The 13970-nt window shown below is 73.0% G+C and carries 12 protein-coding genes; 5 read left to right on the top strand and 7 right to left on the bottom strand.

Annotated features, from left to right (window positions below; all coding sequences use genetic code 11):
* Positions 1–99: 99 nt before the first annotated feature.
* The 6 genes from GEV43_RS22930 to GEV43_RS22905 all read right to left on the bottom strand — a co-directional run bounded on the left by GEV43_RS22930 (position 100) and on the right by GEV43_RS22905 (position 6980).
* Positions 100–723 (bottom strand): RloB family protein, encoded by a 624-nt coding sequence (locus tag GEV43_RS22930; RefSeq protein WP_160822442.1) that lies wholly within the window; start codon positions 721–723, stop codon positions 100–102.
* Complete coding sequence (locus tag GEV43_RS22925; RefSeq protein ID WP_241683011.1) at positions 704–1924, bottom strand: ATP/GTP-binding protein; 1221 nt, start codon at positions 1922–1924, stop codon at positions 704–706. Before GEV43_RS22925 ends, GEV43_RS22930 begins: the two co-directional genes overlap by 20 nt.
* 301 nt (positions 1925–2225) lie before the next feature.
* Positions 2226–3851, bottom strand: a complete 1626-nt coding sequence (locus tag GEV43_RS22920; protein ID WP_160822440.1) for a TlrC/CarA/OleB/SrmB family ABC-F type ribosomal protection protein — start codon at positions 3849–3851, stop codon at positions 2226–2228.
* A 269-nt stretch (positions 3852–4120) separates the two neighbouring features.
* The gene (locus GEV43_RS22915) at positions 4121–4903 is read right to left on the bottom strand and encodes a crotonase/enoyl-CoA hydratase family protein (RefSeq protein WP_160822439.1); all 783 of its coding nucleotides are present in this window, start codon (positions 4901–4903) and stop codon (positions 4121–4123) included.
* A complete protein-coding gene (locus GEV43_RS22910) occupies positions 4900–5511 on the bottom strand; it encodes a TetR/AcrR family transcriptional regulator (RefSeq protein WP_160822438.1) in 612 nt (203 codons plus the stop codon). Before GEV43_RS22910 ends, GEV43_RS22915 begins: the two co-directional genes overlap by 4 nt.
* Positions 5508–6980, bottom strand: coding sequence for a cytochrome P450 (locus GEV43_RS22905; protein WP_309239783.1), 1473 nt, complete (start codon positions 6978–6980; stop codon positions 5508–5510). The genes GEV43_RS22910 and GEV43_RS22905 overlap by 4 nt, the downstream gene beginning before the upstream one ends.
* 396 nt (positions 6981–7376) lie before the next feature.
* Here GEV43_RS22905 and GEV43_RS22900 point away from each other — a divergent pair, with 396 nt between their 5' ends.
* Genes GEV43_RS22900 through GEV43_RS22880 form a run of 5 tightly spaced genes read left to right on the top strand, consistent with a single transcriptional unit; the run spans position 7377 to position 13144 of the window.
* Entirely contained in the window at positions 7377–8975 is a 1599-nt protein-coding gene (locus GEV43_RS22900; protein WP_160822437.1) for an AMP-binding protein, read from the top strand.
* On the top strand, positions 8972–10231 hold the full coding sequence (locus GEV43_RS22895) for an acyl-CoA dehydrogenase family protein (protein ID WP_160822436.1): 1260 nt from the start codon (positions 8972–8974) through the stop codon (positions 10229–10231). The genes GEV43_RS22900 and GEV43_RS22895 overlap by 4 nt, the downstream gene beginning before the upstream one ends.
* A gap of 23 nt (positions 10232–10254) precedes the next feature.
* Positions 10255–11022, top strand: coding sequence for an enoyl-CoA hydratase/isomerase family protein (locus GEV43_RS22890; protein ID WP_160822435.1), 768 nt, complete (start codon positions 10255–10257; stop codon positions 11020–11022).
* Between the two features lie 44 nt (positions 11023–11066).
* On the top strand, positions 11067–12005 hold the full coding sequence (locus tag GEV43_RS22885; protein WP_160822434.1) for a VOC family protein: 939 nt from the start codon (positions 11067–11069) through the stop codon (positions 12003–12005).
* Positions 11996–13144, top strand: a complete 1149-nt coding sequence (locus tag GEV43_RS22880; RefSeq protein ID WP_160822433.1) for an acyl-CoA dehydrogenase family protein — start codon at positions 11996–11998, stop codon at positions 13142–13144. Before GEV43_RS22885 ends, GEV43_RS22880 begins: the two co-directional genes overlap by 10 nt.
* Here GEV43_RS22880 and GEV43_RS22875 read toward each other — a convergent pair.
* Complete coding sequence (locus GEV43_RS22875; protein ID WP_309239782.1) at positions 13093–13902, bottom strand: SDR family oxidoreductase; 810 nt, start codon at positions 13900–13902, stop codon at positions 13093–13095. The two genes, GEV43_RS22880 and GEV43_RS22875, sit on opposite strands and share 52 nt — an antisense overlap.
* Between the last annotated feature and the right edge of the window lie 68 nt (positions 13903–13970).

The following is a 13970-nucleotide window of genomic DNA, read 5'->3' as shown; positions in this document are numbered from 1 at the left end:
GCGGGCGGAACGACGGCCGCGGCCGACAGGGCAGGCCCACCACTGCCCTGCTCTCACCGCGCCGCCACCAGGGGCGGAACCCCGTAGCGCCTTGACCCGCTATCTGGACGGGCGCGCGAGGATCCGTTCGACGAGGCGCCAGACGCCGGTCGAGGGGTTGCGCATGTGGTCGTCAGTGCCCGCATCCAGGCGGCGCGCTCTGTCGCACGCCTGGGAGACGCCCTTCTTGAAGTCGGAGTACCTCGTCTCCGACTCGTTCCAGTCGGGAAGCATACGGCTCAGCTTCTTCTTGGCCTCGTCCGCCGTCTGGAAGGGCCTCGCGCACCCGTCCAGGTGCAGGATCAGCCAGACCTCGAAACACGGCGTGGACAGCGCGAGCTCGACCCCGCCTTTCTCCGCATCGGCGATCAGATCGTCCGCCAGCGCCGCGTCGAGTTCGGTGTCGAGCACGCACCAGACCTCGTCGTACTCGGCGGTGCGACGGCCGATGGCCTCCTGGACGATCCCGCGGTGGTCCCGCTCGGGTACGTCGACGGCGAGCTGGGGCCCGCGCCGCGACCGCATCCCGGTGAAGTAGAGCTTCTCCGTCTTCCCCTCGCAGAGGATCAGGAAGCTCCCCCGTTCCGAACGCGAGCCGCTCGGCCTGCGGCGCAGGTCGGTCTGGGTGTCGAACGCCGGCGGCCGGGTCGGGCGCCCGCTCGGCTTAGGAGTTCTCGGCGACATCGCCGGAGTCCTCGCGGGAGGCGAGCGCGGCCACGAACAGTTCGTCGTTGACCACCGGGACGGCCCCGTACCTGCCCGCGAGGTACCGGCGTTCACGGTTCTCGTCCCGACGCGGCTTGAACTCCGACACGGGGAACAGTTCGGTGGCCCCGCAGTCGTCCTTCTCCGTGAACCAGATGTGGTCGCGCCGCAGGATCTCCTCACCCTGGATCCGGCCCAGCAGCGACACGTCGTGGCTGGTGAAGACCAGTTGCGCGCCCCGCGGGTTGGTGGCCGGGTCCCGGAAGAGCCTGATGAGCTGCGCCGTCAGGAACGGGTGCAGGCTGGAATCGATCTCGTCGACCACGAAGGGAGTGCCCCTGTCGAGCGCCACGAACGCGGGACGGGCCAGCCGGTACAGCGACTGCGTCCCCGTCGACTGCTCCTTGAGGCTCAACGCCGCCGTCCCGTCCGCGCCCCGGTGCTGGAAGTAGAGCCGCTTGCGGCGCGGCGGGTCCGCTCCCTCCATCGTTCTGCGGCGTTGGGAGCCCACGCGCGCGGAGTACTCCGCCTCGGACTCGTCGACCAGCACCGCGCCCTCGATTCCGGTGTCCGCGGCGCGCAGCAGGTCGGTGAGGCGGTCCAGGCTGATCTCCGGAGACCAGCGTTCCCTCGAAAGGAACCGGAATTCGATGTCTCTCGAAGTGCGCCACTCGATGTCTTGGAACCATGAGTACACGGGGAGCAGCACACGCTGTTTGGACCTGACCCCCACCGACAGGAACAGCACGTTGGGCTCGGTGAGTTGCTCCGCCTGGCGCATCGCCTCTGGTGAATGGTCACCGTAGGTGTATTCGTCCCCGCGCCGCTGGAAGATGATCCGGCGCCTCTTCTTCGGATAGCTGAACATCCACTCTTCGAGGATCCGGACGTCGTCCAGGGCGAACCCGTACGTGTAGCGAACGTTGTCGATCAGCACGTCCACGACGAAGGACGACGGCTCGTCCGCCATCGCGGGATCCAAGGCGAACGGGTAGCGCTCGATGCCGCCGCCGGGCTCGCTCTCACGGAACGACCTGCGGACCATGCTGGTCATGTACTCCAGCGCGTCGATCACGTTGGACTTGCCCGAGGCGTTGGCGCCGAAGATGCCCGCGACCGTCAAACCCTCCCAGGGCGGGTCGGGCGGAGCGTCCGCGGCGTAGGCGGGAGTGAGTAGCAACTGTTGCTCGGTCCGTAGCGATCGATGGTTGGCCGCCCGGAAACTCAGCAACATCGGGTCTCAGACCTCCGCTCAGATACAGCCTCACCCGCCAGTGTGCAGGAAACTCGCACAGGAGGGCACTAGTAACTTTATGTAATCACACTGAACGCAGAACGCGCGGCCATGTTCGCAAGGCATGACGCGTTTATGTGTCTTTGTGTGGCCTGTGAGACGAACGCGCGGCGACGCGCGTCCTCCCGTCCCTCAACGAGCCGGGTCCCGGCGCGCGCGTGGGAGGCGGGGACGCGCGCGCCGGGCTTCAGGCGGGTTGGAGGGCGGTCACGTGGCCCTCGCGCAGGCTCAGGTGGGCGCCGGTGAAGCGGGAGCGCGTGCGGCGGTCGTGCGTGACGATCACCACCGCGCCCTCGTACGCGGCGAGCGCCTCCTCCAGTTCCTCCACGAGCGCGGGCGACAGGTGGTTGGTGGGCTCGTCCAGCAGGAGCAGGTCCACCGGGTCGGTCACCAGGCGCGCCAGCTCGATCCGGCGGCGCTGCCCGTAGGACAGCTCGCCCACGCGCAGCCGCAGGTCGGGCGGGGAGAACAGGCCGAGCGACAGCAGCGTCTCGACATGCTCGTCCGGATGGCCCTCCCGCCCCTGCGCGAACGCCTGCGGAACGGTCAGGCCGGGTGGCCACGGCGCCTCCTCCTGCCGCAGGTGCCCGACCCGTCCGCGCACGTCCACCGAGCCCGCGTCGGGCCGCAGCTCTCCGGCGAGGACGCGCATGAGCGTGCTCTTGCCCGCCCCGTTCGGGCCGGTCACGAGCAGCCGTTCGCCCGAACGGACGCGGAGGGACGGCACGTCGAGGCGGCCCGCGACGACCACGCCCGCCAGCTCCGCGACCGCGTCCTCGACCGTGCCCGCGGTGACGGGGCGGGCGGTGAAGACCAGCGGCTCCGGCGGCGGCGGGACGGGGTCGGCGCGCAGCCGCTCGACGCGTTCCTTCGCGTTGCGGATGCGGACCATCGCCCCGTGCCCGCGCCCGCGCGACCGGAACCCGCCGTGCCCGAAGACCGCGAACGGCAGCTTGCGCGGGATCGCCTCCAGCCGCACCGCGTTGCTCTCGGCGAGGCGGCGGTTGCGGGCGAGTTCGGCGCGCCACTCCTCGTACTCGCGCAGCCGGCGTCTCCGCTCGGCGTCCTTCGCCGCGAGGTAGCCGTCGTAGCCGTCGCCGTACCGGGACGTCCTCCCTCCTTCCACCTCCAGGACCGTGCTGGTCAGCCGTTCGAGGAACACCCGGTCGTGGGTGACCGCGACGACCGTGCCGCGGTGCGCCCGCAGCCGTTCCTCCAGCCAGCCCACGGCCCGGTCGTCCAGGTCGTTGGTCGGCTCGTCCAGGAGCAGCAGTTCCGGGTCGGCCGCGAGCGTGGCGGCGAGCGCGAGCCGGGACCGCTCGCCCCCGGACAGCGTCGCGAGGGGCCGGCCGCGTTCGAGGCCCGGCAGGCCGAGCCCGTGCAGCGCGACGTCGACCCGGGCGTCGGCCCCGTAGCCCCCTCGGGCCTCGTAGCGTTCGACCAGGGCCGCGTACGCGTCGAGCCCGTCCTCGGTCAGGCGGGACTCGGCCTCCCGCATCCGGGCCTCCAGCTCGCGCAGGTCGGCGAGGGCGAGGTCGACCGCGTCCTGGACGGTCGCGCCGGGGGCCGCCTCCAGGGCCTGGGCGAGGTAGCCGACGCCGCCGGGCGCGACGACGGTGACCTCGCCGTTGTCGGGCCGTTCGCGCCCGGCGAGCAGCTTGAGCAGCGTTGACTTCCCCGAGCCGTTGTCGCCGACCACGCCGACCTTCTCGCCGGGCCTGACGGTGAACGAGACCTGGTCGAGCACGACCCGCTCGTCATAGCGCTTGGTGACGTCGTGCAGTGAGAGTTGTGACAGATGTGCGGCACGCATGGGGCGCCCCCTGTTCCGGCCGGAGCCGTGAGGAACGGATCGTTGACGCATCCGCGCACGCGACGCCCGAAGGCGAATCAGCGGAGAGAAAGAGCGCGCGGATGAACGGGACGACCGCGGAGCCAAGCTCAGACGCGGCCGCTCATCCGGCGATCACAGCGAACCCATGCCCCCACCCTAACCGCCCCGCCCGTCCGGTCAATGTGATCTCCGCCGCGCCGGACGGGCTCGACCTGGCGGCTCGTCGGCCGGTTCGTACGGCCCTCCGGTCAGCGGCTGTCGGGGGCCTGGCCGCGCCAGGCTCCGGACTCGTAGCGTTCGAGGCCGCCGACCAGTTCGCCGGCCCGGAGCGCGCTCATGCCGTGCCGGTACTCCCCCGACAGCGCGTCGGGGAGGCCCAGCGACCACTGCTCGTACGAGGAGAGCCGGTCCTCGCGCAGGGCGGCCTGGGGACGGGCGGCGATCTCGCGGGCCAGCGCGGTCGCCTCCGGCAACGCCGTGCCGGGCGGCACCAGGCGATTGGCCAGGCCCATCCGCAGGGCCTCCGCGCCGGAGACCCCGCGGCCGGTGAGGATCAGGTCCAGGGCGTGGCTGTGACCGAGCAGGCGGGCGAGCCGGATCGTGCCGCCGTCCATGAGCGGGATGCCCCAGCGGCGGCAGAAGACGCCGAGGACCGCGTCCTCGGCGACGACGCGCAGATCGCACCAGGCGGCGAGTTCCAGGCCGCCGGCGACCGCGTGGCCCTCCACGGCGGCGATCACGGGCTTGGCCGTCAGCATCCTGGACGGGCCCATCGGCCCGTCGCCGTCCGGCTCGACCCGGCTGACCCGGTGGGCGGCGGAGCGGTCGCTCATCGCCTTCAGGTCGGCGCCCGCGCAGAACTTACCGCCCGCGCCGGTCAGGACCGCGACGGCGAGATCGTCGTCGGCCTCGAACCGGCGGAAGGCTCCGGCCAGCGCCTCGGCGGTCGGCCGGTCCACCGCGTTCGCCACGTCCACCCGGTCGATGGTCACGACGACGATCGCCCCATCGGGTTCGTAACGCACCGTCACGACGTGCTCTCCTTCCCTCGGCTGCCGGCGGTGAGGCCGATGGCTCCGCGACAGAAACCGACGATCGCGGCGACGATCGCCGGTTCCGACTGCGCCCCGCCGGGCAGCGGTGACAGGGGTCCGACCAGCGCCTCGGCGATCGCGCCGACCACGGCCGCCGCGGCGACCTCGACGTCCTGCTCCGGGATCGCCCCGGTACGGACGCCCTCGCGGAGCAGATCGGCCATCCCGGCGCAGTAGCGGCGCCGGTAGGCCAGCCGCTCGGCGTCCACGAGCGGGTCGACGGGCTCGTAGACCAGCGCCCAGGCGAGGCGGCGATTGCGGAGCGCGCTCGTCGCGTACGTGCGGATGACCGCCGCGAGCCGCTCCTCGAAGCCGGAGGAGCGTTCGGCCGCTGACTCCATCGCGACCAGTTCCGCCTCCGCGACGTTCCTGAACACCTCGACGAACAGCTCGGCCTTGGACGGGAAATGCCGGTAGAGCGCGCCCGTCGCCAACCCGGCGCGCTCGGCGATGGCCGCGACCGAGGCCGTCGCGTATCCGGCTTCCTCAAGCAGTTCCGACGCGGCGCGCACCAGCCGTCCGCGCGTGGTGGCGGGCGCGGTCATCCCGGCATCCAGGTGCGGGGTGCGGACCTCGGGGTACGGGCACGGCGGCTCTTCATGACGACCCGTGCCCCCCGGGAGGGCGCGACGGTGATGAACCGCGAGCGCGGGGGCTCGGGTTCGGTCTCGGCGGGGACGAGTTCGGCACGGGTGATCACGGTTTGCAGGACGCGCCTCATCTCGAGTTGGGCGAAGCTCGCGCCCAGGCATCTGCGGACGCCTCCTCCGAACGGCAGCCATGTGGAGCCGCCCGCGGGCCGTCCGACGAAGCGCTCGGGTAGGAAGCGCAGCGGTTCCGGGTAGAGGTCCTCGCGGCGGTGGATCAGGTAGGCGCACGGGGCCAGCCACGTACCGGCGGGGAGCGGGTGACCGCCGATCTCCATCGGCCGGCCGAGGCTGCGCAGGACGAACGGGAGCACGGGACGCAGCCGGAGCGTCTCCTTGACCACGGCGTCGGCGTACTCGTCCCGGTCGGCGTCGGCCTCGTCGGCGAGCCTCGCCGGCCCGTCCGGGTGGCGCAGCAGCAGCTCGAAGGCCCAGGCCAGGGCCGTGGCGGTGGACTCGTGACCGGCGATCAGCAGCGTCATCAGCTCGTCGCGCAGCTCCCCGTCGCCCATCGCCGTGCCGTCCTCGTACTCGGCCTGGACGAGCAGGGACAGCAGGTCGCCGTGCCGGTCCAGGTCCGGGGCGGCGCGGCGGCGCGCTATCTCGGCGAGGACGACCCGGTCCACCGGCCCCACCAGGCGGCGCGCCGCCCCGGACAGCGCGCCGGTCCGGTCGTGCGCCGCGGTGGCCAGCAGGGCCTGCGCCGCGAGCCAGCGCGGGCTGGTCATCCGGTCGAGCATGGTGCGCAGCAGCCCCGTCACGTAGGCGAGCCGCCGCGGCTCCCCGATCCCGAAGACGGCGCGGACGACGACCTCCAGCGTGATCGCCTGCATGCGGGGCCAGAGGGCGAACGGCTCGCCGATCGGCCAGCGCGCCAGCTCCGCCTCGGCGACGTCCGACATCAGCTCGCCGTAGCCCATGAGGCGTTCGCCGTGCAGCGGCGGGAGCAGCAGCCTGCGCTGCTTCGCATGCTGCGGCTCGTCCGTCAGGAGGATCGAGCTCGCACCGACGAGCGGCGCCAGGAACCGGTTGGTGTCCCCTGTACGCACGGTCGCGGGGTCCGCGGTGAAGACCTGCCTGACGTGGGCCGGGTCGGCGAGGAAGACCCATCGTCCCCGGCCCCGGTCGGCCGCGGGCCCGGCGGCCGCCTTCGCGACCAGGTTCAGGGTGAACATGTCGCCGTACCGCGCACGGCACCGGTCCATGTACGAGGTGGAGCTCCGCAGCCAGCGAACGGTCTGCAAGGTGGCCCACAGCCGCGGGCCGGGCGGTAGAGGCGCCCCGGCGGGCGTGCCGCCCGAACGTGGGGGCCCGAGGTCGCTGTCCTCATCCTGCCTCCAGCGGAAGGGAGGTGAATCGGGATTCACAGGCTAGTGAATCGGGATTCACAGATCAAGGGCGGCCGAGGAGAACGCGCGAGTACCGGACGCGCGAGAACCGCACAGGCGGGCCCGGATGCGCGGCGGAGCCGGTCCACGCGTCACTGAGGCCCAGGAAGCCCCATGCATCCCTTTAGTACCTCTTTGCTCACTTTGTCGCTATTGATCCTGTTTCGGATCCGTGTTCGGATATGGACGTTAGTGTCCAGATCACTTCAGGTCGCTCCAGATCGTTCCGCGGCGGCCGCGGGCGTTCGCCCGGAGGTTCCCGATCGGCGGCCGGGAGCGGCCGCACGGCCCAGGCCGGCCGCACTCCTCGGACCCCTCACACCCCCCTTGGACCCCTTGAGACGCGTCGCCGTGCGGGCGGCAGCGGAGGTTCGGATGCGCAAGGAGACACTGGAGAGCTTCGTCCTCGGGGACGTCCTCCGGACGCAGGCACGGATCCACCGGGCGGAGCCCTTCCTGAAGTTCCGGGACGGGGAGGTCACCTACGGCGAGGTGGACTCGACGGCGGACCGGATGGCCCGCGGCCTCGCCGCCCTCGGCGTCGGCCGGGGCGACCACGTCGGGCTGATGCTGCCGAACGGCGCCGACATCGTCCACCTGGTGTTCGCGATCGCGCGGCTCGGCGCGGTCGCGGTGCCGATCAACACCGGGTACAAGGGCGAGCTGCTGCGGCACGTGCTGACCAGCTCGGACGCGCGGTGGCTGGTGGTGGACGGACCGTACGCCGAGCGGATCCCGCCGATCGCCGACCGGCTGCCGGGGCTCGGGCTGGTGATCGTGCGGGACGGCGACGGGCTGGACGCGCTCGGCAAGCCGGCGCGGCCGATGGGCGACCTGCTCGGCCGGGAGAACGGCGAGGTCTCGGTGGACGTGGGGTTCGCCGACCTCCAGGCGATCATGTACACGAGCGGGACGACGGGGCCGTCGAAGGGCGCGATGGTGCCGCACGCGCTGGCGCTGACCTGCGCGTGGGACTCGCTGGACTTCCTGGACCGGTGGGGGAAGACGATCTACTGCCCGCTGCCGCTGTTCCACGCGGCGGCGCTGTGGGACGGGATGATGTCGGCGCTGCTCGGCGGCGGGTCGATCGCGATCGTGGAGCGGTTCAGCGCGTCGCGGTTCTGGGACGACGTGCGGCGGTTCGACGCGCGGGTGACGATGAGCGTCTTCTCGATGATCCCGATCCTGCTGAACCAGCCGCCGTCGGCGCGCGACAAGGACCATCCGCTGGAGACGTTCTACATGGGCAAGTCCAATCTGGACGAGCCGCTGCGCGAGCGGTTCGGGGTGCGGTCGGTGGAGACCTACACCAGCACCGAGGCGGGCATCGCCACCGGCAGCCCGTACGGCGAGTGGCGGGAGGGCTCGTGCGGCCAGGCCCACGACGAGCGGTTCGAGGTCGCGGTGGTGGACGAGCACGACCGCGAGGTCGGCTCCGGCGAGCCCGGCGAGCTGGTGCTGCGGCCGCGGCAGCCGTTCGTGATCACGACCGGCTACTACGGCGACTGGGAGGCGACCACGCGGTGCTTCCGCAACATGTGGTTCCACACCGGGGACCGCGTGTGGCGGGACGACGACGGCTACTTCTACTTCCTGGACCGGATGAAGGACGCGATCCGGCGGCGCGGCGAGAACATCTCCGCGTTCGACCTCGAATGCGAGATCAACCTGCATCCGGCGGTGCTGGAGAGCGCGGCGATCGGCGTCCCGTCCGAGCTGGAGGACGAGGACATCAAGGTCAGCGTGGTCGTCCAGCCGGACACCGCGCTCGCGCCCGAGGAGCTGGTCGCCTACTGCGAGGAGCGGCTCCCGAGGTCGATGGTCCCCCGCTACGTCGAGTTCGTGGACGCGCTGCCGCGCACGCCGACCGACAAGGTCGCCAAGTACCGGCTGCGCGCGCAGGGCGAGGGCGGGCTGACCCCGGCGACCTGGGACCGCGAACGGCCGGACGGCGGGGCGGAGGCGGGCCGGTGAACTGGGACGACACACCTGAGCAGGCCGCGTTCCGGGACGAGGTGCGGGCGTTCGTGCGGGAGCGGTTCCCCGCGTCGTACCGGCCGGACGGCGAGGCGGAGCAGAGCCTTGAGCCGGAGGACGTCCGCGGTTACAACTGGCCCGTGGACCGGATGAGCGACGACCCCGTCCGCCGGGACGGCGCGCGGGCGTGGGCGGCGGCGCTCGCCGAGCGCGGGTGGATCGCGCCGCACTGGCCGCGCGAGTACGGCGGCGCGGGCCTGTCCGCGATGGAGGAGTTCGTCCTCCAGGAGGAGATGATGCGGGCGCGCGTGCCGACGGTGAACGGGATCGGCGCGTTCCTCCTCGGGCCGACGCTGCTCGTGCACGGCACCGAGCGGCAGAAGGCCGCGCACCTGCCGGGGATCGCGCGCGGCGAGGTCACGTGGGCGCAGGGGTTCTCCGAGCCGGGCTCGGGCTCGGACCTGGCGTCGCTGCGCACGCGCGCGGTGCGCGACGGCGACGCGTACGTGCTGAACGGGCAGAAGGTGTGGACGTCGCTCGGGCAGTACGCCGACTGGCTGTTCGTCCTCGCGCGCACGGACGCCGAGGCCGTGCCGAAGCACCGCGGCATCACGTTCCTGCTCGTCGACGCGCGCGCCCCCGGCGTGACCGTCCGGCCGATCACCGACCTGCGGGGCGCGGCGCCGTTCTGCGAGATCTTCTTCGAGGACGTGCGGGTGCCGGCCGCCGACCGCGTCGGCGAGGAGAACCGCGGCTGGTACGTGGCGATGACCGCGCTCGGCTTCGAGCGGGCCGGGATCGGCGCGACCGTCAAGTACGAGCACGCGCTCGCCGACCTGGTCTCCTACCTGCGCACGGACGAGGGGCGCGCGTTCGCCCGCACCGACCCGGGCGCCGCCGCGTCGCTGCGCCGCGAGATCGCCCTGCGGTACGCCGAGGTCAGGGTGCTCTACAACCTCGCCCGCTACACCGTCTCGCGGCAGGCCGCCGGAGAGGAGCCCGGCTACGAGGCGTCGGTCAACCAGCTCTTCGGCGCCGAACTGCACCAGCGGCTCGCCCGCACGGGCGCCAGGGCGTTCGGCGGGTCGGCCGCGCGGTGGCGGCGGGACGGCGCGCCGCTCGCCGCGGCCTTCACGCACATGCGCCTGGACGCGGTCGCCTCGACGTTCCTCGGCGGGACGACCGAGATCCAGCGGAACGTCATCGCCACGCGCGGCCTGAACCTGCCCCGGCCGCGACCGCGTACCCCCTGACCGATCACACCAGGAGGACTTTCATGCCCCCGAACGCTTCCGGCCCCGCCTACGAGACCGTCGATCTGAAGATCGAGGAGCGGGTGGCCTGGCTGACCCTGAACCGCCCCGGGAAGCTGAACGCGCTCACGCCCACCACGATGCGGGAGCTGCGCGCGATCTTCACCGCGGTGGACGACGACGAGGACGTGTGCGTGGTCGTGCTGCGCGGCGCGGGTGAGCGCGCGTTCTGCGCGGGCATGGACCTCGGCTGGTCGGAGACGCTGACCAAGAGGGAGCGGATCGAGCAGGGCCGGCTGGGCGAGAAGACGTTCGCGATGATGGAGCGCCTGTCGGTGCCCGTGATCGCCGCCGTGCACGGGTACGCCGTCGGGGGCGGCCTGGAGCTGGCCCTCGCCGCGGACTTCATCGTCGCGTCCGACGACGCCAAGATGGGCCTGGTCGAGATCACCCTGTCGGCGCGGCCCCCGTACCGGCCGAAGATGACCGAGGACGGCGACCCGGACCAGCCGGAGTTCGGCGGGTCCGCGCCCGGCTGGGGCGGGGTGAAGCGGCTGCCCGCGCGGATCGGCAAGGCGCTCGCCAAGGAGCTGCTGTTCACCGGCGCCCGCATCGACGCCGAGCGCGCCATGCGCCTCGGCCTGGTCAACGACGTGTACCCGGCGGACGAGTTCGACAAGCGGGTCGGCGAGCTGGCCGAACGGATCGCCGCGATGAACCGCTACAACCTCCGGCTCGTCAAGGAGCTGGTCACGTACGGCTACGACTGGATCGAGCCGCACCCGAGCTGAACCTCCGCGCGCACGGAACACAGACGACGGAACGAGGAGGCACTGTGCGGATCTACCGGATCGACCACGTCGGCCAGGTGGCGCCCGATCCCGAACCGCAGGTCGGACTGCTGGAGCGGCTGTTCGGGTTCGAGCGCGTGCGGAGCTGGGAGAGCGAGGCGGACGGCACGCGCGGCGTACGGCTGGAGGTGCCCGGGAGCTGGGGGCAGGCGTGGGAGGTGGTCGCGCCGTACGGCGACGGGTCCCCGCTCCAGGCGTACCTGGACGACCACGGCGGGCGCGCGGGCCTGCACCACGTCGGCGCGGAGGTGACCGACCTCGCCGCGGTGCGGACCGAGCTGGAGGCGCGCGGGATCAAGGCGGTGGACGGCGCGTCCGGCCGCTGGCTGGAGGCGTCGCTGTCACCGCCCGAGCACGGGCCCGGCGTGCTGTTCCGGATGCGCGGGCCGGGCGGCCTCGGCCTGTGCGGCGACGACGCCGCCGTGCCCGCCGAGTCCGGGCCGCGGGACGGGCCCGCGCTCGGCATCGTGGGCCTCGACCACGTGTGCCAGGCGTTCCCCGACCGCGACGAGCTGGCCCGCTGGTACGAGGGCCTCGCCGGGTTCGTACCGGTCTGGCGGACGCCGCTGGACGAGCACCCCGACATGGCGGACCTGGTGATGAACGTCCCCGGCAGCGCGATCTGCTGGGAGATCATCATGCCGCGCGGCGAGGACTCGTTCATCGAGCGGTTCTGGGACCGCAACGGCGCCGCCGCGCACCACGTCACGTTCGAGGTGGCCGACTGGGACCGGGCGATGGCGGCGTGCGCGCACCACGGCACCCCGACGTTCGGCGAGAACGAGGGCGCCACCGACGGCGCGGCGTGGCGCGACGCGTTCATCCACCCCAAGCACACCGGCGGCGTGCTCGTGCAGCTCTTCTGGGAGGAGCGGCCGGGCGTGTGGGTGCGCTCCGACAAGATCCCGGCGTCATGGACCTGACCCTCACCGCGGACCAGGAGCTGATCGCGTCCACTGCCCGCGAGCTGCTGGAGGCGCGGGCCGGGGCGGCGGGCGCGCGGGCGGTGCTGGACGAGCCGTCCGGCCACTCCGCCGCGCTGTGGAAGGAGATGGCCGAGCTCGGCTGGACCGGCCTGGCGTTCCCCGAGGAGCACGGCGGCGCGGGCGCGGGGTTCCTGGAGGCGTGCCTGCTGTTCGAACGGCTCGGTCACGCGCTCGTCCCGAGCCCGCTGCTGTCCACGGTCGCGTGCTGCGGGATGCCGATCGCCCGGCACGGCACCGCCGCCCAGAAGGGCGAGTGGCTGGGCGCGATCGCGCGCGGGCGCGTCATGGCCTGCGCGCCCGCGCCCTGGGACCGTCCGGGCGAGTTCCCGCTGCGGGCTGCCGTGGCGGGCGACGGCTTCGTCCTCGACGGGACGGCCGCGTCCGTCCCGTTCGGCGGCGCGGCCGAGGCCCTCCTCGCGGTCGCCGCGCTGGACGGCGCTCCCCGCGCGTTCCTGGTGGACGCCGCGTCCCCCGGCCTGGCCCTCGAACCCGCGGGGACGATCGGCCTGGACGGCGCGCACGACGCGACGTTCACCGGCGTCCGCGTCCCGGCGGACCGCGCGCTCGGCGACGGGGCCGTCCCGGCGGTCTCGGCGTTCGGCGCGGCGGCGACGTGCGCGGAGATGGCGGGCGCGGCCCAGCGCGTCCTCGACCTGACCGTGGCGTACGCGGCGGAGCGCGAGCAGTTCGGCGCGCCGATCGGGTCGTTCCAGGCCGTCCAGCACCACTGCGCCGACATGGCCATCGACGTGCTCGGCGCGCGCTTCACCGCCTACGAGGCGATCTGGCGGCTGTCGGCCGGGCTGGACGCGGCGCGCGAGGTCGCGACGGCCAAGGCGTGGGTGAGCGCGGCGTACGAGCGGGTCTGCGCGCTCGGCCACCAGGTGCACGGCGCGATCGGGTTCACCCGCGAGCACGACCTGCACCTGTTCGCGCGGCACGCGACGGCGTCGGCCCTCGCGTTCGGCGACGAGGACCACCACCTCGCCGCCCTCGCCGACGGCCTCGGCCTGCCCGCGGCCGGTCAGGAGATGACGAGCCCGCCGTCCACCGTCAACGTGGCGCCGGTCGTGTAGGAGGACGCCTCGGACGCCAGGAACACCACCGCCGCGGCGAGCTCCTCCGCGTCGCCGGGGCGCGGGATCGGCACGCCCGCGAGGCGGCTCTCCAGGTAGCCCTCCTGGTACTCGTCCGTCATCTCGGTCTCGAAGAAGCCGGGCGCGATGGCGTTGACGCGGATGCCCTTGCGGGTGCTCCACTGCGCCGCGAGGTCGCGGGTGAGGCCCAGCATCCCGGCCTTGGACGCCGCGTACGCGGCCTGCGGCAGCCCGGCGGTCACGAGGCCGAGGACGCTGGCGATGTTGACGATCGACCCGCCGTCGCGCATCACGGCCGCCGCGGCCTGCGCCATCCAGTACGCGCCGGAGAGGTTGACGTCGAGCACGCCGCGGAACTGCTCGGGCGTCTCCCGGCTGGCGGGCACCGCCCCGCCCACGCCCGCGTTGTTGACCAGCACGCCGACCGTCCCGAACCCGTCGGCGGCCTCGGCCAGCGCGCGGCACGCCTCCGGCGACGCGACGTCCGTCGGCACGCACAGCGCCCGCCGCCCGGCCTTCTCGACCAGCTCGGCCGTCCCGGCGAGCCGGTCGGCCCGCCGCGCCGCGAGCACGACGTCCGCGCCCGCCTCCGCCAGGGCCCGCGCGGCGGCGACCCCGAGCCCCGAGGACGCGCCGGTGACGATCGCGACCCTGCCGTCCAGCCTGAACCTGTCGAGGATGCCCATGAACGCTCCGCTCGGCGTGTAGATGTCGAAAGCAGGCCGATTCTCGTCCACGCCGCCTCCGGGACCCGCACCCGCCCCCGCGAAACCCGAGGTCCATGGCAATGTCGATCTCGCGACCG

This window comes from Actinomadura sp. J1-007 (assembly GCF_009793335.1).
GTDB classification, from domain to species: domain Bacteria; phylum Actinomycetota; class Actinomycetes; order Streptosporangiales; family Streptosporangiaceae; genus Spirillospora; species Spirillospora yumaensis.
The sequence above is the reverse complement of the archived record's forward strand: the minus strand, read 5'-3'. Positions and strand labels throughout refer to the sequence as shown.